The following is a 20,954-nucleotide window of genomic DNA, read 5'->3' on the forward strand; positions in this document are numbered from 1 at the left end:
TCTATCTTTAAACCATGGAAAACAAAATTGCCCTGATCACCGGAGCTACATCCGGGATCGGAAAAGCCTGCGCTTTGATCCTTGCCAAGATGGGTTTTGACATCATCGCCACAGGCAGAAGACAGGATCGCTTGGAAGACTTGGGAAAAGAACTAGCGCCTGGAGTCCGTTTTTTGCCTTTGGTGTTTGATGTAAGAGAGCGGGAAAAAGTCGGCCAAATCCTCGGAAGTCTTCCTTCCGACTGGTCAGCGATTGACGTGCTGATCAACAATGCCGGCAACGCCCACGGCATGGATCCGATCCAGACAGGCAGTCTCGACGACTGGGATGCGATGATGGATATCAATGTGAAAGGCCTGCTCTATGTCTCCAAAGCAATCATCCCCGGCATGACCCAGCGCAATTCCGGCATGATTATCAACATCGGTTCCATTGCCGGCAAAGAAGTCTATCCCAATGGCAACGTGTATTGCGGCTCCAAGCATGCCGTGGATGCGATCACCAAAGGGATGCGCATTGATCTGAATCCGTTTGGGATCAAAGTGATTGCCATCCATCCGGGATTGGTGGAGACGGAGTTTTCGCTGGTGCGTTTCAAAGGTGACGAATCCCGCGCGGAGTCGGTTTACAAAGGCTTTGTTCCCTTGTATGCACAGGACATTGCGGACATTGTCGAGTTTGTGGTCAATAGACCTGCACATGTGGTGTTGGCGGATATTGTGGTTTTGCCCACGGCGCAGGCTTCCGCTACTTTGGTCAACAAAAATCCAGCGAAATGAACAGATCCATGCTAAGCCTAATGGCGCTGGCAGTCGCCTGCTCATCTCCCGTAAAGAGCGATCAGGAGATTTTTTCAGAGCAACAGCGCAAAGTTCTCGATCCGGTAAAGGAAATCGAGCTGGATCCGCCCATGTCGGACTTGGAGCAAAAGCTCATCGCCCAAGGTTTGGTGGATGTGGAGACGGTTGTGCCGGGCGTACGAATCGAGCTAAAGTACTCGACGACGGACAATTTTTTCGGGAAGGACGTGTACGGAGACCATGTGCGCTGCTATCTGCAGCCGGAGGTCGCCGATAGGGTGAAAAAAGCCCAAGAGCTTCTCCAGAAAGACCATCCGCATCTGACTCTTTTGATCTACGATGGCGTGCGTCCTCTCAGTGTTCAGCAGATCCTGTGGGATAGTCTGGACAAGCCCGATAGCATTAAGCCGCTTTACGTAGCCGACCCCAAGGTAGGAGGCTTGCATAATTTCGGTGTCGCGGTCGATTTGACGATTTTTGATACGGAAGCGGATTCTACCTTGGATATGGGGACTGCATATGATTACTTTGGCTATCCGGCTTATCCGGATCGAGAAAAGCAGATGCTCGCCGAAGGGAAGATCACCAAAGCTCAAGTCGCCAATCGGGAGATTCTCAGAAAAGTGATGAAAGGGGCTGGCTTTACAGGAGTCGGTAGCGAATGGTGGCATTTCAACGCATTTTCGAGAAAAGAAGCCGGAGAAAAATTCGACCTGGTGAAGTGAGGCAGAAAGTATCAAGAGAGAGCCGAGAACTAGAACCTAGAATGTTTCCAAGAACTGAGATATATAAATTAAAGATCGACTTAGCTGTAGTCAGCTAAACGATGTTTCTCAGTCGACCAATAACTATTAATTCAATAACCCTTGATCTTTTAATAAATAAAACGATAACCCAACAAGTCAATTCCTATGACCTTAAAACGTACACTTCTCACCTTTTCGCTGATTTTCAGCTTTGCCTTGGCGGCCTCTGCTCAGCAATATCGCGTCTTGGTATTTTCCAAAACCGCCGGATTCCGCCATCAATCGATTCCTGAAGGTGTCGCTGCCGTCAAAAAGCTCGGTCAGGAGCAGGGTTTTGGTGTCTATGCCACAGAAGATGCCGGACAGTTTACCGATGAAAACCTGGCCAAATATGACGTGGTAGTACTTCTCAGCACGACGGGTACGATCTTCAATGATGCCCAAAAAGCTGCTTTTCAGAAGTTTGTTCAAAGCGGCAAAGGCGTCGTAGGAATCCACTCGGCTACCGATACCGAATATGAATGGCCATGGTACAACAAGATGATCGGTGCGTATTTTCTGACTCACCCCCGTCAGCAGACCTTGAGATTGGAAGTGAGAGACAAGGATCATCCAGCGACCTGGCACCTTCCGACAAATTGGCTTTGGTTCGATGAATTGTACGAATTCCGTGACATCAATACTGACATCAAGGTTTTGATCACTGCGGATGAGACGACTTACGAACCTTCAAAAGGTAACGGGCCAGATCACCCGATGGCTTGGTATCACGCGTTTGATGGTGGACGGGTATTCTATACTGCGCTGGGTCACGTCGAAGCTGCCTGGGAAAATGAAGCCTTTCTCCAGCACGTTCACGGCGGTATCTGGTATGCGGCCAAAGGAAAGATGCCGAAGTAATTTCCCTGAAACCGAGCGATTTGTCCGAACTCCTTTGCGGAGTTAGTTTTTATTTCGCATTAAAAATTCTAGGCTTCGGAACTTCCGAAGCCTTTTTTGGTTTTTCTTTACAATCAAAACCCGATTACCATGCTGAAAGCTCAATCCAGGCCCGTCCATCTCTACATGGAGGCTAATCCCAATCCAAATTCGCTGAAGTTTGTTGCCAACTTTATGTTGGTGGAGGAGGGAGTAAGTTTTGACTACCCGAGTGCCGAAAGTGCTGAAAACAGCCAATTGGCGAAGGAACTCTTCAATTTTGCTGCGGTTCAGCGCGTTTTTATAGCCTCAAATTTTGTCACCGTGACCAAATCTGAGGACGTTGAATGGCCGGAGATTCAACAAATCATCCGTGACCATATCAAGCAATATTTGGAATCTGGTCAGACGGCTGTTTCGGCGACTTTTGAAAAAGATCCGCTATTTGACGAAAATGATTCTGAAGTTGTCAAAAAAATCAAAGGAATTCTCGACGAGTACATTCGTCCCGCGGTAGAGCAGGATGGTGGTGCGATTGTTTTTCATTCTTTTCACGACGGCATTGTCAAGGTGCATTTGCAAGGTTCCTGCTCAGGATGTCCAAGCAGCACGGTGACGCTCAAGGCCGGAATTCAAAACCTGCTCACCCGCATGCTACCTGAGGTGAAGGAAGTGCAGGCCGAAGGAATTTAACAGACATGAATTGATGGCAAAAAGGGATTGGTCTTGGGCTTTATTGGGAGTGCTTGCCTTGATCATCCGATATTTTGCTGCGCAAAATCCCGAGGCGACGGACGAGATTTACTCTAGGAAGTTCTTTCCCGGGATCAGAAATATCATTGACTTGACGCTGGGGAATCTTCCTTTTCCCAGCGTTTATCTTTTTGTCGCTTCGATCATTCTGGTGCTGGTACTCTTTGGTCTGAGGTTCAAAATCATCGTTGGATGGAAAGCGCGGACTTTCTATACGTTCAAGGCACTTGCTAACGGACTGGGCGCACTCATTTTTTTCTTTTTGGTGCTGTGGGGATTTAACTATCAGCGGACACCGATTTTCCAGCAACTCTCCCTCAAACCCCAGTCTCTCAATCTCGATCAGCTCAAATCAGAGATTGAAATCACCCGCAGGCTGGCCGTGCAGTATCGTGGCAGAGTCACTGCAGACACGGTCGCGATCGATTCGATCATGCAATACCCGGATTTGGAGCGTATGGTGCGGGGTAATATGCACGAAAACCTGGACATGTTAGGCCTGAACTTTACCGGAAATCCAAGAACAAAGCAGTTTCCTCCTCCAGGATTTATGCGAAAAATGGGGATTTTGGGCATTTATTTTCCTTTCACCGGAGAAAGCTACATCGACCCGACGCTTCATCCGCTGGAGCGACCCTTTACAGTGGCTCACGAGATGGCACATAGCTACGGCGTAACCAATGAAGGCGAGGCGAATTTTATCGCCTGGGTGATCTGCACCAACTCGGACGATCCGCTGCTGAAGTATTCCGGGCACCTTCGACTGCTGCAGTACCAGATGCGGGACTATTATCGCATGGCCCCGGATGACTACAGAGAATGGGTTAAAGGACTTTCGGTCGGGATAAGAAGTGACCTTAATTCCATTCGCGAAGTCAGCGAAGCGATCAAGCCCTTTTCGCTGGAATTGAGCCGGAAATCAAACGATATTTTCCTCAAAAGTCAGGGAGTCAAAGCCGGAGTCAATTCCTATCAGCAGCTACCGATGCTGGCCTATGCTTGGAGGCAACGGATGAATATTCTAGGTTGAGCGCTTTTTTTTATTTCCAATCCACACTCCCAAGATCACCCCGGCGATGCCGATGTAGTGACCAATCAATAACACCTCGCCATCCAGTACGCCCCACATGATCGCTACGATAGGAATCGTGTAAGTGACCAAGCTGGCAAAGAAGGGGCTGGCGCTTTTCACCATGATATTGAAAAGTACCAAAGCGATGGCCGTGCCGACCATGCCCAAGATGGTGATGTAGCCCAAGGCCTGCCAAGCTCCGGGATGGGTGACCAGCTTATAGGAAAACTGCGTGCCGGCAAAGAGGTAGATCAACGCCAGCGGAAGGATCATCAAAAGCGATATCGAGGAGATTTCAATAGACTTTAATTTGGTGAAGCGGGTTTTGATCACATGCAGGTTGAAACTGTAACAGATACAGGCGGCGATGACAAACAAGCCATACGCATTGATGCCAGCCAGCGAATCCCAGCCTCCGCCCTCTTTGTAAGTGACCAAGATGATCACTCCGACGAAAGCAATGAGAAGTCCCAGTCCATTTCTCCGGGTAATCTTGGTGTCAAAAAACAGGGCGCCGACCAATACGACGAAGAGGGGAGTGAGTGCGTTGAGCACCCCCGTCAGCGAGCTGCTCAGTTGGGTCTGTGCCATTGGGAAAAGAAAGGCGGGAATAAAACTCCCCAGCATGCCCGCGATCAGCAGGTTCTTTACTTGGGTGCGAGAAAGGTTTCTGATTTTGGGGAGCGAGAGCGGCAACAAAAGTGTTGCAGCAGAGACCATGCGGTAGGCTCCGACTTCTCCCGGAGTGAATACCTCCAGACCACGCTTGATCAGGATAAATGAGGTTCCCCAAATCAGGGTGAGAATGACCAGCAAAGCCCAGTTTTTCAGGCTGTTTTCTGAGTGGGTAGTACTCATTAAATCGTCAAAAATGTAGATGTCTGCAAAGGAACTAATTCGGCTCCAAAAAAGGTCAAAAAAAAGACCTCAGCGATGAAAATTCTGAGGTCTGTTAGGTTCAATACTGGAACTCGTAATCGGCGTAGGTTTCTGCGACCTGTCCGAGGATCTCGGCGACTTGCTCGTAGGTGTCGGCCGTGACCATCTCCGTGCGAAAGGGCTTGAAGTTGGGCATGCCTCGGAAGTAGTTGGTATAGTGTCGGCGCATTTCTAAGATTCCCTGCTTTTCACCTTTCCACTCGACGGAAAAGTCCAGATGCTTTTTGGTCACTGCAATGCGCTCGTGGAGGTCTGGACCCTGGAGTTTTTCGCCGGTGGCAAAATAATGCTTGATCTCGTTGAAAATCCAAGGATAGCCGATGGAGGCACGGCCGATCATCATGCCGTCCACGTTGTACTTGGCTCGGTACTCGGCGGCTTTTTCCGGTGTATCGATATCGCCATTACCAAAGACAGGGATGTGCAGCCTTGGATTGTCCTTCACCAGATTGAGGTAGCTCCAGTCCGCTTCGCCCTTGTACATCTGCTGCCGGGTGCGGGCATGGATGGAAATCGCGTGGATTCCCACATCCTGCAGACGCTCGGCTACTTCCACGATTCGAATGGTCTTGTGGTCCCAGCCTAGGCGGGTTTTTACCGTCACCGGAATATTCACCCGCTTCACGATCTCCGCAGTCATGGAGACCATCTTGTCAATGTCGAGGAGGATTCCGGCACCGGCCCCCTTGCAGGCAACTTTGTGTACGGGGCAGCCATAGTTGATGTCGAGGATGTCCGGGCCGGCAGCCTCCGCAATGGCAGCTGCTTCGCGCATGGATTCAATTTCGTTGCCGAAAATCTGAATACCAACCGGACGCTCATAATCATAGACATCCAGCTTCTGAACGCTTTTGGCAGCATCCCGAATGAGGCCTTCTGAGCTGATAAACTCGGTGTACATGAGGTCTGCCCCGTTCTGTTTGCAGACTGCGCGAAAGGGTGGATCGCTTACATCTTCCATCGGGGCGAGCAGTAGGGGAAACTCCCCCAGCTCCAACTTTCCAATCTTAACCACTTCTCAATTCTAAATTTGGCGTAAATTTACCCCAAATTATGGAGATATACGAAGCACAAACAGAAATAGCGCAACGAAGGAGTTGGCTATTGTCACTGATAGTCATTGTTTTAGTCACTTTCGGCGTGCTGATTCTCCTGCAAGGTTTCGCCTTGGCACTCATCCCGACGCTTTATAATATCTCTCTGGAGGACTTTTTGGGGCTCATGACCGGTGACTACAGCGTGCCAAACGGTAGAATGGCGATGTTTTTTGTTCAGGGAATCGGGTCGGGAATCGGATTTTGGGTGGCGGCTTGGATTATAAGTAGATTCATTGATAAAGCAGAGTTGCACTGGGAAATTCAGCGGGAAAGATTCAATGCGAAAAACTTATTACTCGCGCTGGTAATTACGTTGGGAGCGATGTTTGTCAATGGACTTTTGGTCTATTGGAACGCCCAATTGGTGCTTCCAGAATCAATGGCTGGTATCGAGCGCTGGATGAAAGAGATGGAAACCCAGTTGATGGAGTTGACTAAATTCCTGACGGATTTCCAAAATATTCCAGAGCTTCTGACCGGGATTTTGGTCATCGGTGTGTTTGCCGGGATCGGCGAAGAAATGTTTTTTCGTGGCATCATCCAGCCCAAGATGAAACTCTACACCAACTCTGCCCATTGGGGTATTTGGCTGACCGCAATCATATTCTCGGCGATTCACGTCCAGTTTTATGGATTTTTGCCCCGTGTTTTTCTGGGTGCCTTGTTTGGCTACCTCTATCACTACTCAGGCAGCTTGCTTTACCCGATCCTTGCCCACGTTTTTAACAATTCTTTGACAGTGATCGTGATTTACCTGGCCAACGAAGGGATCGTGGACTTCGATTTGGAGTCCACCGATACGGTATCTTATCCGGCTGCGCTTACGGGGCTATTGGTTCTTATGGTTGGATTCTTTTACTTTAAAAAAATCAATCAACCCAAAAATGGAGAATTGGATCAAGGTATTTGAGGACCAAAACCAGATTCGTGCGGAGATCGTCAAGGCCGTATTGGAGGAAAATGGAATTTCTGCCGTAGTGATGAGCAAAAAAGAGACGGTTTACAATGTATTTGGTACCCATGAAGTACTGGTCCCGCAGGCTGATGGACTGGCAGCAATGCAATTGATTCAGAATGAGATCACGTTTTAATATTAATAATTACAGCAATCTGGGCCAGCGTGCGATTACCGCATCCCTTGGGGCATTGATTGTGGTCTCGGCTTCCGTCTATTCGGACTGGACATACTTCGTGGTTTTTGCGATAATCTTGGCCTTTGCACAGATGGAATTCTACAAGCTGACAGGTTTGGATGGGATGCTGCCCCTGCGGAGTTTCGGGACGTTTTTGGGTGTCATGATCTTCACGCTGACTTTTATGATTGAAAAAGAACGGCTGCCCAACGAATATTTATACCTGATTTTCCCGATTGTTTCCCTGACTTTTTTTATCAAACTCTACAAGAAAACCGACAAGAAACCCTTCACCGGCGTGGCTTACACTTACCTCGGGATTTTCTATGTTGCGCTGCCTTTCTCCCTGTTGAACCTCGCGGTTTTTTCCCAGGATAAAATTTATCACTACGAAATCCTGATCGGATGTTTGTTGATCCTTTGGGCCAGTGATACGGGAGCGTATTTCGCAGGGACCAAATTTGGCAAGACCAAGCTGTTTGAGCGAGTGTCTCCAAAGAAGTCCTGGGAAGGCTTTTTAGGCGGTGCTTTTTCGGCCATCCTCGTCGCATTTATCCTTTCGCAGTATTTCCATGTGATCGAAGACTGGAAGTGGCTGGTAATAGCGGGGATCATCATCATCGCTGGGACGTATGGGGATCTGATCGAGTCGCTCTTTAAGCGGTCCATTGAGATCAAAGACTCGGGGAATCAATTGCCTGGACACGGCGGATTTATGGATCGTTTTGATGGATTGCTACTTTCAGCCCCATTTATCACCGCATTTTTGAAAATCTTTCAATAGATCCTCGGGCAGTTTGAAATTCTAAGTAAGTTTGTGACGCATTTCGCAAACACATTTTAAGAACCCAAATATGGCTTACATTGAACCGGCTCCGATCAAGGATAAAGAGAATCCTCTGGAGTCAATGATGGAAAGATTCAACATCGCTGCCGAGAAACTCGGACTCTCCGATGAAGTTTACAACGTGTTGAAGAATCCCGCCAAGCAAGTAATCGTCTCCCTGCCGATCACCATGGACAATGGTAAGATTCAGGTTTTTGAAGGGATCCGTGTAATTCACTCTAACATTCTAGGCCCTGCCAAAGGTGGGATCCGATTTGCGCCGGATGTTCATCTGGACGAAGTACGTGCACTTGCGGCTTGGATGACCTGGAAATGTGCCGTGGTCGACATTCCCTATGGTGGTGGTAAAGGCGGCGTGCGTTGCAATCCCCGTGAAATGTCAAAAGGAGAAATCGAACGATTGGTCAGAGCCTACACCATGGCGATGATCGATGTGTTTGGTCCTGACAAGGATATTCCTGCTCCCGATATGGGCACCGGCCCGAGAGAAATGGCCTGGCTGATGGATGAATATTCCAAAGCACATGGTATGACCATTCCTGCGGTAGTGACAGGAAAGCCACTCGTACTTGGTGGCTCTTTGGGAAGAACAGAAGCGACAGGTAGAGGCGTAATGGTTTCGGCCTTGGCTGCGATGCAAAAGCTAAAAATCAACCCGTTTTCCGCGACTTGCGCCGTTCAGGGCTTTGGGAATGTGGGTAGTTGGGCAGCTCAATTGTTGGAAGAAAGAGGCCTGAAAATCGTTGCTATTTCAGATCATACCGGTGCGTTCTACAACCCCGCTGGAATCAATATTCAAGAAGCGATCAAGCATAAAGAAGCCAATAATGGCACTTTGGAGGGATTCAAAGGTGGAGAGCTGATGGAAAATCCAGGAGATCTGTTGGTCATGGATGTGGACGTACTTGTCCCTGCCGCGATGGAAGATGTGATTACTGTGGCCAATGCGGACAAAATCAAAGCGAAACTGATTGTAGAAGGAGCCAATGGGCCGACATCTGCCAAAGCGGATGCGATTCTCAACGAAAAAGGCATCATGGCCGTACCGGACATCTTGGCGAACGCAGGTGGCGTGACCGTCTCCTATTTTGAATGGGTGCAAAACCGACTGGGCTACAAGTGGACTGCTGATCGGGTCAACCGTCGTTCTGATCGTATCATGAAAGACGCCTTTGATAACGTGTATGCAGCTGCTGTCAAGTATGATGTACCGATGAGAATCGCTGCGTACATCGTGGCAATCGATAAAGTATCCAAGACCTACAGCTTCCGTGGAGGCTTCTAGGGCTTGTTTGAGCTAAAAGTTTTACCTTTGAGGCGTGGAGAAGTGAATTTTCCACGCCTTTTCAATTTCAAAAACATGATGACTATACACAAAGAAGGAAGAGCGCTGCTGTTTTGGATGATGATCATACTAGTTGCACTCAATTATCTGCTGTATTATTTTCTGCCAGACCAGAGGCTCCTGATCAACCTCAGTTTAATCATCAGCGTGGTGCTGTACCTGATCATCCTGCAATTCTTCAGAAATCCGATTTTTCCATTACCTGACGAAAAAGGGGTCGTCTATGCACCGGCAGATGGTAAAGTTGTCGTGATTGAGGAGGCTTTCGAGGGAGAATATCTGAAGGAAAACCGCAAGCAGGTTTCCATCTTCATGTCGCCGATCAACGTTCATGTCAACCGATCTCCTATGAAAGGCGAGGTGGAATATTTTCAATATCACCCCGGTAAATACCTCGTGGCTTGGCATCCTAAATCCAGCACGGAAAACGAGCGAACCTCGATGGTGATAAAGGATGCATTGGGCACTAAAATCATGGTTCGACAGGTGGCGGGGGCGTTGGCAAAACGGATCAAATGGTACGTCAAACCGGGATCGCAACTTGAGCAGGGACAGGAATTTGGTTTCATTAAGTTTGGGTCGCGGGTGGATATGTACTTACCGCTCGATGCTGAGATCCTGTGTACTATAGATCAGGTGACCAAGGGAGCGAGGACCCCGATTGCGAGATTGAGTGGATTTTAGCATAAAGAACCGCTGAGGTACTGAGGAGTTAACTCTCCAAGGGGTTAGAAACCCTTGGAGAGTTTTTTTATGACCTTATCCTAAGGAAACTGGCGTGAGGTTCTTCTGTGCGTCTTTGGAGCCAGATCAGATCAACCCTGCAATGGGCTTCGTAAACCAACAATAAAATCAGTTCTCGCTTTCGTCCTGAGACTGTTCTTTCTTCGCATCTCTCAGCGATTTGAGATATAGTCCTTCGACCCGCTCCCTCGCCCACGGGGTTTTTCTCAAAAAAGTCAGGCTAGACTTGATCGATGGATCATGGGTGAAGCACTTGATCGTGATCCGCTCGCCGAGCTCTTTCCAGCCATAGGTATCTACGAGATGGTTGAGGATGGTGTCTAGTCTGAGGCCGTGAAGCGGATTTTTGGGTTGGGATTCCAAGGCGGTAGTGGATAGTGGAGGATAAAACTAGTGAAGGGCGTATGAAGTCGCAAGTATGAAGAACTAAGACGCAAAAATTTAGAATCAAGATTTGACATACTGCGACTGAACACTGATCACTGCTCCAGAGGTTCGATCAGATCCCAGAGGTTTCCATACAAATCCTTAAAAACCGAGACGGTGCCATATGTCTCCTTGCTCGGTTCTCGCAAAAATTCCACGCCACGCGAAGTGTACTTTTCATAGTCTCGCCAGAAATTATCGGTGTAAAGAAACAAGAATACCCGACCTCCGGCCTGTAAGCCGATTTGCTTTTCCTGCGCCTCATCGGCAGCTTTTGCCAAAAGCAAATGACAGGAAGATCCCGGCGGAGATGCCCGAACCCAGCGCTTGGTCGCGCTCATTTGTGTGTCTTCCAGCAGTACGAAATCGAGGATTTTGGTGTAGTAGTTGATGGCTTCGTCATAATCTTTGACGAGTAGCGTGAGTTGTCCAAGTTGCTGTTTCATGGATAGACCTGATTTTGTTTTGTGTAAATAGGCTTGAAAGATCGCTTTAGCGCTATTCCGTTTCTTATACATGGGATTGCTTCGATTGTAGTATAACTGGTGGAATCGCGGTTGTTTCTGCGATGGTGAGAAGGGTTGTTTTCGAATCAATCGCCCACTCTGGAGAAGCCCTGGGGATCAATTGGCCTCTGCATTGTGCATTGATCCAAACAACCCAAAAAGGGACCGGGTAGTTTCTCGGCAGTCCGAAAAAAAGGCAGATTTTTGGAGAATCTGCCTTTTGATGTGAGTTTGACTAGCCTCGGGTGTAGCCATTCGGTGCGAGTGTTATTGCTCTTCCACCTGGGCAATTTCGTAGGCATTTTTACCATCTACCTGAACGGGAAGATAGTACGTGTCTCCGTATTTGACGTAGGTTTGATCCCCGACTTTGACTTCCTCGGCACCCTCGGGAAGCTTGTCCACAGTAGCACCCGCAGGCGGAGGTACGACGGTATATTCCCCATTTTCTTTTTCATAGTAGGTGCCGCCGTAGTAATAGTTGTTTACTGTAGGACTGACTTCCACGACCTCGGCTTCGCTGGGGATAGTTTTAACCGTAGCACCTTGCGGGGCTTCTACAGCGACATAGCCTCCGTCAGCTTCTGCATAGAAGACACCCTGGTCGTATTGGTATTGTTGATTTTCTACAGAAACGATAATCGCTGTAGTAGCCATCACAGCGACGAAGAATCCCCAAGGATGCCAAGCCGGGCCCCAGTAGAAAGGGCTGTAGGGATGATAGTAGTAGGGTCTGAAGCAAGAAAATCCATAGCCACCCCAAACTACCGGAGGTCTTGGATAGGGGCGGTAGGGAGGCCTGTAGGCTACATTTCGGGTGTTTCGTACATTGATGTTGACATTCTTGCTGTTATCAATATTGACCTTGTTTCCGACATTGGTATTATTGCCGACCCTGTTGCCGTTATTGCTGCCGACTTTGTTGTCTTTCACGCTAGCGACTTTGCTGTTATTTGCTGGTTTATTCGTTACCCGACTGGATCCCCCGTTTACCGTAGCCTTCGAACTGGAGTTGGAGGGTCTTGCCGATGTTTGGGGCCTCGTGGAGGCTGCAGGTTTTGCTGCGGAATTTGTATGCGTTCTTGCGGGTGTTGGGCTCGCAGTCCTTTGGGGTGCGCTTCGGGTTGTTGTCGGCCTCGCTCCGCCTCGTCCTGCTGCGGCACTACGCATTCGCTGCGCTTCGGCGATATCCGGCAAAGTCATCAAGGCCAACACTCCGATCATTACTAATCCTATTTTTATCTTGTACGTCTTCATGAAGTTCGTTTTAAGTGATCAGTCCTTTTTTATCCAAGTGATTTGCTGCGCACTTGGTGGAGGTAAAAATTCAAAAATTGTTGCAGGGTAATCCCGATTCAGTTCCCAGTCGTAAAAGTCCGTTTCGTGCTGATGGGAATAGGGGCCATCCATGTAGGTGATCACGACCTTTTTTGGGAGATAGTAGCCGTCGTCAGATATCCATAGCTGAAATGTCGCATTTTCATTGGTAGCTCCGATGTGAAACGCTCTCACCCCGTCGAGAAGTGCGACTCCCAAAAATTCTACATAGTCCATCGATTCGACGAAGTCTTTTGCGAACGAGGGGTAAAAAAGATCGGCCAGCGTCATCTCCACACCGAAATCAGCATACAGCCAATCTATGGTCTCGATCAGGTTGTCCGGTGCGTCAGCGACCGCATAGAGGTTGTTGGCAAAAGAATAGTAGACTACCTGCTCACCATTGTAGCTGTATTGGTCATCTCTTTTTTCTCCCGTGAGCCGCACATTGAATTTATTTGGGCCAACAAATCGTGCCGTACTGGAGCCAAATTCTTTGATGAAGAAATCTTCGGAGTAGACCACATCCTTAGAGATATCCGTGGTGAAGCCGACGGACTTCAACTCACCGAACAATCCGCTCATCTTGTCCAAGATCATCAGAGCGGTCGAATCATTTTTCTCTTCTTGGGCTTGGACAAAATGGCCTGAGAGAAGCAGGGCCAGCCCCAAACAAATTTTCTTTAGCATAATTAAAAATTAAGGTTGACAAAAAAACGCTAGCTAAAGCTAGTAAAAAGGAACGTCAAACGGATAAAGGAATGCCGTAACGTCTATAAGAGTTCATCGCATACGGGGTCTCAGTATCCGGAGGAGTACGTTTAACTATGGCATCGAAAAGCGAGAGGTCGGCATTACTGGGCAATTATTTGTCGCTGTCGGTCGAGTGGCGGTGTTTTCAAAAATGTACCTGACAGGAGAGGATTTCGATTAGATCTTCCTATTCAGCCAAGTAAGAAATGCCAACCAAATTGCGATCTTGACAATGAGTGCCAGGAAGAAATAGTAGATAATCGTATCTGGGCTTTGGCCTGGAAAAATACTCGCCAGCTCAGAGTCAAACTCAAAATCCCATCCTGTAAAAAAGCCTTCTGATGCAAGGTAGGCCATGTACCCACACCCTAGCAATAGGAGCACGAGAAGCACTTGGCCAATTTTCAGAAAGGTCTTGCCAAGAATAGCTCCTGGGTCAGAGAGGGATAGGGGCGAATTCATGCGAGTAAAGTTTAGCTCAATTTAATACAAAAACAAAAAAAGGAACCCATTCTAGGTTCCTTTTTCGGATGGTCAGTAAGACAAGTCTTAGTGTCTTGGTCTGATTTTTTCCTTGATACGTGCAGCTTTTCCCTGACGTCCTCTCAGGTAGAACAGACGAGCTCTTCTCACTTTGCCTTCTCTCAACACTTCGATTTGCTCGATAGCTGGGGAGATGATGGGGAAGATACGCTCCACGCCCACACCGTTGGAGATCTTGCGTACGGTGAATGTTTCACCGTTAGAGTTAGGGTTTCTACGCTGGATCACAGTTCCCTGGAACTGCTGGATACGCTCCTTGCTACCTTCTTTGATTCGTACGTGTACGTTGATGGTATCACCCGCTTTGAAAGAAGGGAACTTGGCTCTCACCTCGCTGTATTCCGCTTCTACAATTTTCATTAAATCGCTCATAGCTTTATTTTTTATGCTTTCGCAGTGCACCGCCGCAGCGGCTTAAATGAATTACTTTTTTAAACTTTTGTCTCGCCTATTCCCATCCGCTGCCCTTGAGCAGGTCCGGACGCTTTTCTTTGGTTCGGCGAACCGACGCTTCAAACCTCCACTCGTTTATCTTAGCTTCATGACCTGAGAGCAACACTTCCGGTATGCCCATTCCCTCGTATTCTGCGGGGCGGGTGTAGACCGGAGGCGCCAAAAGGCCATCCTGGAAAGAGTCTGTCAGGGCTGAAGTCTCATCGTTGAGTACGCCTGGGATCAGTCGGATGATGGCATCAGCGACTACCGCTGCGGCCAGTTCTCCGCCCGACAGGACGAAATCTCCAATGCTGATCTCCCGGGTGATAAACTTGTCCCTCACCCGCTGATCGACCCCCTTGTAATGACCGCATAGGATCAGGAGGTTTTTCTTCAGTGAAAGCGAGTTTGCCATCGGTTGGTCAAAGGTCTCTCCGTCAGGGGTCATGTAGATAATTTCATCGTACGTTCGTTCCTTTTGAAGCGACACAATGCATCGGGCAATAGGCTCGATCATCATGACCATTCCGGCTCCACCTCCAAATGCATAGTCATCGACTTGGTTTTGCTTGCCGGTGGCATAGTCCCGAAGGTTATGCACCCTGACGCTGGCGAGTCCCTTGTCTTCGGCTCTTTTCAGAATCGAATGGGAAAAAGGCCCTTCCAGCAATCCCGGCACCACAGTGATGATGTCAATATGCATGGCTCAATCTTCCAGATAGATGTCAAGTAAACCGTCGGGTAGCTGGCAGAAAACTTTTTTTGCAGCCTTGTCCACCTTGGTAATGATGCCGTCCTGGATAGGGATCAACACTTCTTTGCCTTGGTGGGTTACTCCGAGGAGATCCTGTGTTTCCAGATCGTAGATGATCTGTATTGGCCCGATCAGTCCCAAAGTCTCATCTATGACTTCAAAACCAACCAGTTCGTGGAAGTAGTACTGGCCGTCTTCGAGCTGCGGAAGTTCGGTCAGGGGAAGATAGGCTTCCGCTCCGACCAGGCTTTCGACTGACTCGATGGTGTCCAATTCTTCAAACTTAGCTAACGCTCTGTCTCCGGGCTGGATCACAAAGTGCTCCAGAAAGAAGGGAACCAATCGGCCTTTTTGTTCGATGAAGAGGTGCTCTAATCCTTCGTAATCCTCCGGATAATCTACATCAAGCACCACATTTACTTCACCACGAAGTCCATGAACTTTGGCAATTCTGCCTATTTGAAAGCATTGATCCTTGTTCATGGGATTATATACTATTAGGCTTCGGCTTCTCCGCCTTCTGCGGAAGCCTCAGGAGCACCTTCTTCAGCCGCAGCTTCAGGAGCAGGATTGTTTGCAGCTTCAGCAGCAGCTAGCAATGCTTTTTGCTCATCTTCTTTCGCTTGCTTGGCATCCAAACGAGCTTGGTTTTTAGCAACTTCGGCAGCAAGTGCTTTTGCACGAACGTCCGCTTTGGAAGCAGCCAGCTTGTCAGATTTTGAAACGATCTTAGCATCTTTCTCTTCCAACCAAGTTCCGAATTTCGCATCAGCTTGCTCTTGGGAGATAGCGCCTTTCAATACACCAATTTGAAGGTGTTTTTTCAGCATGATACCTCTGTAAGAAAGCATCGCTTTCACGGTATCAGTTGGCTGAGCTCCATTCAACAACCAGGTAAGAGCGCGCTCATTGTTGATGTTGATGGAAGCGGGATTTGTGTTCGGGTTGTAAGTTCCGATTTTTTCGATGAAGCGTCCATCACGTGGAGCTCTTGCATCAGCTACAACGACGTCATAGATGGCTTGTTTCTTTCTGCCTCGACGTGCTAATCTGATTTTTACAGACATAATTTTTTAGATTAAGTGATTGGATGGAACCCGTCCATCCTAAATTTGGAGTGCAAAGATAGGGTAATTCATTGGAAAGCCACAAGTTGGGCTAAGAATATTTGCCTGTAATTTGAGATTTCGGCTATCTTGCGACTCCGTTAAACTTACTTTCTTCTACCAGCCTGCCGGTAGGAAGGGATCGACGGATAGAACTAGCGTTTCCCAAACACTAGAAAGTACTATGGCCTTGTAGTTCAACGGATAGAACAAGCGTTTCCTAAACGCTAGATCTAGGTTCGATTCCTAGCCAGGCTACAAAAAGAACCGCCTCTACAAACTGTTGAGGCGGTTCTATTATTTCTCAGACCCAATGCAACGGGCATCGCTTGGAGGTTGTCAGCCTCGTTGTGGGCCGATGTTCGGCTTATTGACCTTAGTTGAATGTATACTTGATACTCATTTGAAGTCGATTTGCTGCGCCACTCGCATCATTTTTGTCCGTTCGCGTGCCATGTAAGTATTCTACACCAGCAAAGGCCCGATCGGTAAAATGCCATAGCACGTTGGCGGCGAGGTAATTGGATATGTGAAGGTTGTTGGCGCTTTGGCCTGCCGTATTGTCAACGATTCCATGATTGTAAGTTAACAAAGAAGTGACCTTGGGAGCCCAAGAATGCTGTACTCCCACAGTGAAGCCCAAATCGTCCAGAGCCTGCAACTCTCCATTGGAATCCAAAGCAACAGACAGGCCTCCCCGCATTCTCCCAGAGCCAGGCCCGTAGACCGCCTGATAGATCAAATAATCGCTCTCGAGAAAATTCAAACGACCCGAAAGATTGAGGCCAAACAGGGTAACTGCATCTGTACCTCCCGACAAATATCGGTATTGAATTTTGGCAGCAAATCCAGACGCCTGAAAATGCCCCCAGTCTTTTGTGATTCGATACCTGGCTGTCAGGTCTGGCAGCGGACTTTCAAATGCACCTGGTTCGGCTGGGGTTTGACCATTTTTACTGGGTTCCTCCAGCGCTATCGCAAAATATGCATCACCTGAAAGTTTGTGTTTATATCGAAACATGGCGTGCCGGGCGAAAACATAGGCTGCCGGTTTTTCAAAATCAAGAGTGGCCGGAATGATCGATTCATCCATGAAGTTTGACCACCATTGTCCGGCGAGCCACTTGTCGTTGATCTCCACAAAAGCGTGACGAAGCCGGAATGCTCCGCTAGTCCCATAGAAGTCGCCTTCCACATAGGTCCGTACTTCACCTATACCGGTGGCTGTCTTGGTATCTAGGTAGAGTCGGGTTTCTTTCGCATGCAAATGAGTACTCACACCTTCTGATCCATCCGTGGGGATCTTAGACACATCAAAATAGTCGGGTGAAGCGATCGGATTAAAGTCATGGATCAGATCGAACTTCACATAGCCTCCTAATTTCAATATTGTTTTCGTCTTGGGTATCTGCCACCAGCCTGGAGGGGAATCGATCGTGGGTTCTGGTGTCGTCTGCGCGAACGCAAAAATGGAAGATGCCAACAGGATAACAGGTAAAAGAATCGCTTTCATATAGCTACACTTAATTGGTTGAGCCGGAGAGATCATCGGCTTCGACCACACGGTCATTCAATGCCTGAACAGGACGGTTGTTGGGGCCAATTCGAGATGAGAACGCCTCAATCTGGTCTGCGGTCAGAGAAACCATGTCCCGGAGTACCAACCATTGTACATTTTCGCTGCAAGGAGGAGTGGTCAAGGAACCCAAGTAGTGGTAGGCATAATTGTCTTTTGGCAGATGGAATTTTAATTCAAGATTAGTATCGGTAATGTGATTGCTCTCTCCCTTCGCATTGGGGAGGTTTTCGATGATTTTGTTGAAATTCTCATTAGCGACGTTTCCTTCTTTGAACATGACGCTGACGACGGCTAGGTCGCCGTTGCCACTTTGATGTACCAAGTGCATCTCCATCGGCATGTGTTCACCATCGACTGTGTGCTCACTTGGGGTGTGAAAATGAAATTGCTTTAAGTTAAAGGTCTCGTCGGCGAATGTAAAAGTGCTGCCTTCGTCAACAGTTACCTGTATGGTGTGTCCGTTGTCAATAATATCGTCCATGTGTTCGTTGTGGGCTATATTCAGGGAAGTGGTTTTGTAGTCCAATTTCCAGTTTGCACCGCCTTTTACGTCTGACTTTGCAATGTTAATTGGAGATTGGGCTTTACCGTCTCCGCAAAGCGCATACACCGGCGTGAGAGATGCCCATTGAGTTGGACCATCTTCGGAGTATCCCCAATGAACCGGACGAGCAGATGTTGCAGCAGCCGGAGGGGCGATCGCCACAGAGTCTTGTTCTGCCGTTGATTCGGCAGATTTTGGATCGCAGGATGTGATTAAGATCAGTGGCATCATCAGCAAGCCGGCGAATACGGATCCTGAATGGTGGAGTGAGAAGATTTTCGCTTTTTTCATGTGTAAGGAGTGTTAGTGAGAAAATAGAATTTAAGTGAGTTATTGGTTTTCAAAAGGATAGATGATTTTCCAGTCCGCCTTCATATCCACGACCGTCCATCCCTTCTCTCCCGCTTCGTCCAGTCCTATGTCAAATTTCCCGATGTGAGAATCTCTGTCATACGCCCACTCTCTGATCGAGTCGGTGTGATGTACATAAAGCTTGAAGGACTTCAGGGGATTGGCATCTGACCAGTGAAGCATTTCCAAGTCACCGTCTGAGTTGCCGGCGGCGAAAACAGGCTTGCGTCCGATGTAGCGATTGATTCCGATAGGCTTGCCTTCCTTATCATCGATTAGATCGATTTTGGGAAGTCGCTTGATGATTGGGTTGCCTTCGTTGAAATCATACTCGGTCTGAATACTGCTGCCGACCACTTGGTCTTTGGGGATTCCGTAAACACCTTCCACCCAAGGGCGCATAAATTCGATACCCCCACCGGAGACGATAAATGTTTTGAAATCATTGGCTCTCAAATAGTCGAGGAGTTCAAGCATCGGCTGGTATACCAGCTCGCTGAAGCGCTTCTTTTTCACAGGATGCTCCGCAGTTGCAATCCAGTTTGAAACCAGACTGTCAAATTCATCGGTAGTATTTCCTGCGTGGGTGGCCATCACAATTTCTAAAAGCCCCTTTTCACCTTGCTGCATTAGGGTAGCCATGTCATTTTCCAATACTGCTTTGTATGGCTGTTTGGCTTTCCACTCTGGATGATCTGCCACCATGGTTTTGATTCGATCAAGGGCAAAAAAGAACTGGAAGTAGATCGGCTGCTCTGACCATAGTGTACCGTCGTTGTCAAAGGTGGCGATGCGATCCTGCACTGGGATGAAATCCGCACTTTGCGGATTGGTGACTTCTTCTACATAGCTAATGATCGCCTGCTTATTTGCGCCTTCGTTCCAGGAGGGAAGCGGATCGGCAATAACGGTTGTCTCAGTCCGCTCTGCAGCGGTGTCTGTCTTTGGCTCGCATGAAACAGAACCGAGGAGGAGGATTGCAAGCAATGACGCGTTTAGGAGGTTTGTAGCTTTCATTGTTAAAAATTAGTTGAAATTAAAAATGAAGTTAAAAACGATCTTTTGAAGCAATTTCTAACTTCAAAAAGCACGAGTACTTTTCGTAGACTTTCCTCTGTCTAAAGTCCAAATTAATAAAAATAAACCCATAGAATGAAAAAAGTAATTACCTCCAATAAATATTTAGTGGGTAATGTGATAAAGTGCAGGTGTCATCTTGCCTGCAGGAACTCTTCGAAAATCGGGTACAATTGCCTGGCAATGATCTGATACCCTCTGTCCGAAGGGTGAAGTCCATCGTAGGTGATGTCAATCGACTTTTCGGGATAGGGGTATTCGTCGGTTTCAGCATCGAAAGGGACATCAATGAAGTCCGGATAATTGAACTTTTGATAGTTGCCCGTTATGGGGTTTTTGAGCCATTTATACTTTACCAGGTCGGCTAGTCCCATTTTCTTTAGATAGAAAAGGTCTACCACCGGGAGGTCTTCTTGAGTTCCAATAGCCTTGATCGCATTGGCAAAATCTCCCAAATTTTGACCATTTTTCTCCCGATAGGAGCCAAAGGCGTTATTCTTTGGGTTATTGATGTACACAAAATCTACCCGCTGCATGGGAGTAATCAGGATGATTTTCGCTTGGGGATTGAGCACACGAATTTTGTCAATCATGACTCGGAAAGCCCCATTGACGGTCTTATTTCCGGTGGCGTTTTGATAGTCGGGCAGCGTCCCGAGCGGCTTGCCTCCCCACCAATCGTTGGTTCCCAGGAATATGCTGTATACATCTGCCGTTGGAATCTCCAATTTGTCAAACTCTTGGGCGATCCTTACTGCCGTCCAGCCATTGTAGCCTTTGTTGATGGCTTCGACCTCTGGAAATTTTTCCTTGACGAGCGTGAGATACCCTTTGCTGATCCGATTGTCCGTTTCGTCGGGATGATCGTTGAGGTAGGTGATGGAGTCTCCTATGGCCACCCAGGTCACAGACTTGGGACTGTTTGCAGAGAATAGGATCAGAGAGAGAAGTAGAAACAGGTGTTTTTTCATAGGAGTAAATTAGTCGGGAAGATCAACGGGCTTTGCACATTTAAAATAGAATTTCCTTCCCAAAGGGTGATATACGTTAATATATGAATCGGATTTCAGATAGCCGAACGGCGGCTGTATTTGCCATGTTGGATAAAATTGTCCCTTTAAGCCTGAATAAGGCCTATTATTACGTCTGAGATGTTTTTCAGCTATGGA

At 47.9% G+C, this 20,954-nt stretch carries 25 protein-coding genes and 1 tRNA gene; 11 read left to right on the forward strand and 15 right to left on the reverse strand.

Translation table 11 applies throughout. From position 1 onward, the window contains the following. Window positions 1-14 precede the first annotated feature (14 nt). From ABD031_RS11705 to ABD031_RS11725, 5 genes are all read left to right on the forward strand, one after another. Window positions 15-779, forward strand: coding sequence for an SDR family NAD(P)-dependent oxidoreductase (locus ABD031_RS11705; RefSeq protein ID WP_343851614.1), 765 nt, complete (start codon window positions 15-17; stop codon window positions 777-779). Window positions 780-910: 131 nt separating this feature from the next. Continuing rightward, window positions 911-1,525 (forward strand): M15 family metallopeptidase, encoded by a 615-nt coding sequence (locus ABD031_RS11710; RefSeq protein ID WP_343851694.1) that lies wholly within the window; start codon window positions 911-913, stop codon window positions 1,523-1,525. A 186-nt stretch (window positions 1,526-1,711) separates the two neighbouring features. Beyond that, on the forward strand, window positions 1,712-2,446 hold the full coding sequence (locus tag ABD031_RS11715; RefSeq protein ID WP_343851616.1) for a ThuA domain-containing protein: 735 nt from the start codon (window positions 1,712-1,714) through the stop codon (window positions 2,444-2,446). A 129-nt stretch (window positions 2,447-2,575) separates the two neighbouring features. Beyond that, a complete protein-coding gene (locus ABD031_RS11720) occupies window positions 2,576-3,157 on the forward strand; it encodes a NifU family protein (RefSeq protein ID WP_343851618.1) in 582 nt (193 codons plus the stop codon). Window positions 3,158-3,170: 13 nt separating this feature from the next. Further along, window positions 3,171-4,247, forward strand: a complete 1,077-nt coding sequence (locus tag ABD031_RS11725; protein WP_343851620.1) for a DUF3810 domain-containing protein — start codon at window positions 3,171-3,173, stop codon at window positions 4,245-4,247. Here ABD031_RS11725 and ABD031_RS11730 read toward each other — a convergent pair. Further along, window positions 4,239-5,147, reverse strand: coding sequence for a DMT family transporter (locus tag ABD031_RS11730; protein WP_343851622.1), 909 nt, complete (start codon window positions 5,145-5,147; stop codon window positions 4,239-4,241). The genes ABD031_RS11725 and ABD031_RS11730 overlap by 9 nt on opposite strands. 100 nt (window positions 5,148-5,247) lie before the next feature. Further along, window positions 5,248-6,243: a tRNA dihydrouridine synthase DusB gene (gene dusB, locus ABD031_RS11735; RefSeq protein WP_343851624.1), complete on the reverse strand. Its 996-nt coding sequence runs from the start codon at window positions 6,241-6,243 to the stop codon at window positions 5,248-5,250. Window positions 6,244-6,281: 38 nt separating this feature from the next. Between dusB and ABD031_RS11740 the strand changes: the two genes are divergently transcribed. The 5 genes from ABD031_RS11740 to ABD031_RS11760 all read left to right on the forward strand — a co-directional run bounded on the left by ABD031_RS11740 (window position 6,282) and on the right by ABD031_RS11760 (window position 10,334). Then, window positions 6,282-7,235 (forward strand): CPBP family intramembrane glutamic endopeptidase, encoded by a 954-nt coding sequence (locus ABD031_RS11740; RefSeq protein WP_343851626.1) that lies wholly within the window; start codon window positions 6,282-6,284, stop codon window positions 7,233-7,235. Continuing rightward, window positions 7,210-7,416 (forward strand): putative signal transducing protein, encoded by a 207-nt coding sequence (locus ABD031_RS11745; RefSeq protein WP_343851628.1) that lies wholly within the window; start codon window positions 7,210-7,212, stop codon window positions 7,414-7,416. Before ABD031_RS11740 ends, ABD031_RS11745 begins: the two co-directional genes overlap by 26 nt. Then, window positions 7,400-8,242: a phosphatidate cytidylyltransferase gene (locus ABD031_RS11750; RefSeq protein WP_343851630.1), complete on the forward strand. Its 843-nt coding sequence runs from the start codon at window positions 7,400-7,402 to the stop codon at window positions 8,240-8,242. Before ABD031_RS11745 ends, ABD031_RS11750 begins: the two co-directional genes overlap by 17 nt. A 70-nt stretch (window positions 8,243-8,312) precedes the next feature. Next, window positions 8,313-9,590 (forward strand): Glu/Leu/Phe/Val family dehydrogenase, encoded by a 1,278-nt coding sequence (locus tag ABD031_RS11755; protein ID WP_343851632.1) that lies wholly within the window; start codon window positions 8,313-8,315, stop codon window positions 9,588-9,590. A gap of 78 nt (window positions 9,591-9,668) precedes the next feature. Continuing rightward, window positions 9,669-10,334, forward strand: coding sequence for a phosphatidylserine decarboxylase family protein (locus ABD031_RS11760; RefSeq protein ID WP_343851696.1), 666 nt, complete (start codon window positions 9,669-9,671; stop codon window positions 10,332-10,334). Between the two features lie 168 nt (window positions 10,335-10,502). Here ABD031_RS11760 and ABD031_RS11765 read toward each other — a convergent pair whose 3' ends face one another. From ABD031_RS11765 to ABD031_RS11805, 9 genes are all read right to left on the reverse strand, one after another. Further along, window positions 10,503-10,757, reverse strand: coding sequence for a VF530 family protein (locus tag ABD031_RS11765; protein ID WP_343851634.1), 255 nt, complete (start codon window positions 10,755-10,757; stop codon window positions 10,503-10,505). Between the two features lie 116 nt (window positions 10,758-10,873). Then, window positions 10,874-11,266: a VOC family protein gene (locus ABD031_RS11770; protein ID WP_343851636.1), complete on the reverse strand. Its 393-nt coding sequence runs from the start codon at window positions 11,264-11,266 to the stop codon at window positions 10,874-10,876. A 327-nt stretch (window positions 11,267-11,593) separates the two neighbouring features. Next, window positions 11,594-12,583, reverse strand: a complete 990-nt coding sequence (locus ABD031_RS11775) for a DUF6515 family protein (protein WP_343851638.1) — start codon at window positions 12,581-12,583, stop codon at window positions 11,594-11,596. A gap of 18 nt (window positions 12,584-12,601) precedes the next feature. Beyond that, entirely contained in the window at window positions 12,602-13,333 is a 732-nt protein-coding gene (locus tag ABD031_RS11780; RefSeq protein ID WP_343851640.1) for a DUF2092 domain-containing protein, read from the reverse strand. A 240-nt stretch (window positions 13,334-13,573) separates the two neighbouring features. Then, a complete protein-coding gene (locus tag ABD031_RS11785) occupies window positions 13,574-13,858 on the reverse strand; it encodes a hypothetical protein (RefSeq protein WP_343851642.1) in 285 nt (94 codons plus the stop codon). An 87-nt stretch (window positions 13,859-13,945) separates the two neighbouring features. Further along, window positions 13,946-14,311: a 50S ribosomal protein L19 gene (gene rplS / locus ABD031_RS11790; protein WP_343851644.1), complete on the reverse strand. Its 366-nt coding sequence runs from the start codon at window positions 14,309-14,311 to the stop codon at window positions 13,946-13,948. 76 nt (window positions 14,312-14,387) lie between these two features. After that, window positions 14,388-15,077 carry a tRNA (guanosine(37)-N1)-methyltransferase TrmD gene (gene trmD / locus ABD031_RS11795; RefSeq protein WP_343851646.1) on the reverse strand — a complete coding sequence of 230 codons (690 nt, stop codon included), beginning with the start codon at window positions 15,075-15,077 and terminating at the stop codon, window positions 14,388-14,390. A gap of 3 nt (window positions 15,078-15,080) precedes the next feature. Next, complete coding sequence (gene rimM, locus ABD031_RS11800; protein ID WP_343851648.1) at window positions 15,081-15,611, reverse strand: ribosome maturation factor RimM; 531 nt, start codon at window positions 15,609-15,611, stop codon at window positions 15,081-15,083. Window positions 15,612-15,625: 14 nt separating this feature from the next. Beyond that, on the reverse strand, window positions 15,626-16,195 hold the full coding sequence (locus tag ABD031_RS11805; protein ID WP_343851650.1) for a 30S ribosomal protein S16: 570 nt from the start codon (window positions 16,193-16,195) through the stop codon (window positions 15,626-15,628). A gap of 225 nt (window positions 16,196-16,420) precedes the next feature. On the opposite strand from ABD031_RS11805, the gene ABD031_RS11810 reads away from it, so the two are divergent. Continuing rightward, a tRNA-Arg gene (locus tag ABD031_RS11810) sits at window positions 16,421-16,492 on the forward strand. Between the two features lie 118 nt (window positions 16,493-16,610). Here the strand turns inward: ABD031_RS11810 and ABD031_RS11815 are convergent. The 4 genes from ABD031_RS11815 to ABD031_RS11830 all read right to left on the reverse strand — a co-directional run bounded on the left by ABD031_RS11815 (window position 16,611) and on the right by ABD031_RS11830 (window position 20,756). Further along, the gene (locus ABD031_RS11815; protein ID WP_343851652.1) at window positions 16,611-17,747 is read right to left on the reverse strand and encodes a DcaP family trimeric outer membrane transporter; all 1,137 of its coding nucleotides are present in this window, start codon (window positions 17,745-17,747) and stop codon (window positions 16,611-16,613) included. A 10-nt stretch (window positions 17,748-17,757) separates the two neighbouring features. Next, entirely contained in the window at window positions 17,758-18,648 is an 891-nt protein-coding gene (locus ABD031_RS11820; protein ID WP_343851654.1) for a carbonic anhydrase, read from the reverse strand. Window positions 18,649-18,687: 39 nt separating this feature from the next. Beyond that, on the reverse strand, window positions 18,688-19,725 hold the full coding sequence (locus ABD031_RS11825; protein WP_343851656.1) for an HAD family hydrolase: 1,038 nt from the start codon (window positions 19,723-19,725) through the stop codon (window positions 18,688-18,690). A 194-nt stretch (window positions 19,726-19,919) separates the two neighbouring features. Then, a complete protein-coding gene (locus tag ABD031_RS11830; RefSeq protein WP_343851658.1) occupies window positions 19,920-20,756 on the reverse strand; it encodes an SGNH/GDSL hydrolase family protein in 837 nt (278 codons plus the stop codon). Window positions 20,757-20,954: the final 198 nt, after the last annotated feature.

Origin of the sequence: Algoriphagus jejuensis, assembly GCF_039523455.1 — a bacterium.
Lineage (GTDB): Bacteria > Bacteroidota > Bacteroidia > Cytophagales > Cyclobacteriaceae > Algoriphagus > Algoriphagus jejuensis.

What these genes read in the sequence shown, in the direction of transcription:
- ABD031_RS11785 (WP_343851642.1), bottom strand. Translation starts at nt 13,858, where the DNA reads ATGAATTCGCCCCTATCCCTCTCTGACCCAGGAGCTATTCTTGGCAAG.
- rimM (WP_343851648.1), bottom strand. Translation starts at nt 15,611, where the DNA reads ATGAACAAGGATCAATGCTTTCAAATAGGCAGAATTGCCAAAGTTCAT.
- ABD031_RS11750 (WP_343851630.1), top strand. Translation starts at nt 7,400, where the DNA reads ATGAGATCACGTTTTAATATTAATAATTACAGCAATCTGGGCCAGCGT.
- ABD031_RS11705 (WP_343851614.1), top strand. Translation starts at nt 15, where the DNA reads ATGGAAAACAAAATTGCCCTGATCACCGGAGCTACATCCGGGATCGGA.
- ABD031_RS11730 (WP_343851622.1), bottom strand. Translation starts at nt 5,147, where the DNA reads ATGAGTACTACCCACTCAGAAAACAGCCTGAAAAACTGGGCTTTGCTG.
- ABD031_RS11825 (WP_343851656.1), bottom strand. Translation starts at nt 19,725, where the DNA reads ATGAAAGCTACAAACCTCCTAAACGCGTCATTGCTTGCAATCCTCCTC.
- ABD031_RS11820 (WP_343851654.1), bottom strand. Translation starts at nt 18,648, where the DNA reads ATGAAAAAAGCGAAAATCTTCTCACTCCACCATTCAGGATCCGTATTC.
- ABD031_RS11770 (WP_343851636.1), bottom strand. Translation starts at nt 11,266, where the DNA reads ATGAAACAGCAACTTGGACAACTCACGCTACTCGTCAAAGATTATGAC.
- ABD031_RS11745 (WP_343851628.1), top strand. Translation starts at nt 7,210, where the DNA reads ATGGAGAATTGGATCAAGGTATTTGAGGACCAAAACCAGATTCGTGCG.
- ABD031_RS11830 (WP_343851658.1), bottom strand. Translation starts at nt 20,756, where the DNA reads ATGAAAAAACACCTGTTTCTACTTCTCTCTCTGATCCTATTCTCTGCA.
- trmD (WP_343851646.1), bottom strand. Translation starts at nt 15,077, where the DNA reads ATGCATATTGACATCATCACTGTGGTGCCGGGATTGCTGGAAGGGCCT.
- ABD031_RS11780 (WP_343851640.1), bottom strand. Translation starts at nt 13,333, where the DNA reads ATGCTAAAGAAAATTTGTTTGGGGCTGGCCCTGCTTCTCTCAGGCCAT.
- ABD031_RS11815 (WP_343851652.1), bottom strand. Translation starts at nt 17,747, where the DNA reads ATGAAAGCGATTCTTTTACCTGTTATCCTGTTGGCATCTTCCATTTTT.
- ABD031_RS11805 (WP_343851650.1), bottom strand. Translation starts at nt 16,195, where the DNA reads ATGTCTGTAAAAATCAGATTAGCACGTCGAGGCAGAAAGAAACAAGCC.
- ABD031_RS11710 (WP_343851694.1), top strand. Translation starts at nt 911, where the DNA reads ATGTCGGACTTGGAGCAAAAGCTCATCGCCCAAGGTTTGGTGGATGTG.
- ABD031_RS11760 (WP_343851696.1), top strand. Translation starts at nt 9,669, where the DNA reads ATGACTATACACAAAGAAGGAAGAGCGCTGCTGTTTTGGATGATGATC.
- ABD031_RS11720 (WP_343851618.1), top strand. Translation starts at nt 2,576, where the DNA reads ATGCTGAAAGCTCAATCCAGGCCCGTCCATCTCTACATGGAGGCTAAT.
- ABD031_RS11775 (WP_343851638.1), bottom strand. Translation starts at nt 12,583, where the DNA reads ATGAAGACGTACAAGATAAAAATAGGATTAGTAATGATCGGAGTGTTG.
- ABD031_RS11725 (WP_343851620.1), top strand. Translation starts at nt 3,171, where the DNA reads ATGGCAAAAAGGGATTGGTCTTGGGCTTTATTGGGAGTGCTTGCCTTG.
- ABD031_RS11740 (WP_343851626.1), top strand. Translation starts at nt 6,282, where the DNA reads ATGGAGATATACGAAGCACAAACAGAAATAGCGCAACGAAGGAGTTGG.
- rplS (WP_343851644.1), bottom strand. Translation starts at nt 14,311, where the DNA reads ATGAGCGATTTAATGAAAATTGTAGAAGCGGAATACAGCGAGGTGAGA.
- ABD031_RS11755 (WP_343851632.1), top strand. Translation starts at nt 8,313, where the DNA reads ATGGCTTACATTGAACCGGCTCCGATCAAGGATAAAGAGAATCCTCTG.
- ABD031_RS11715 (WP_343851616.1), top strand. Translation starts at nt 1,712, where the DNA reads ATGACCTTAAAACGTACACTTCTCACCTTTTCGCTGATTTTCAGCTTT.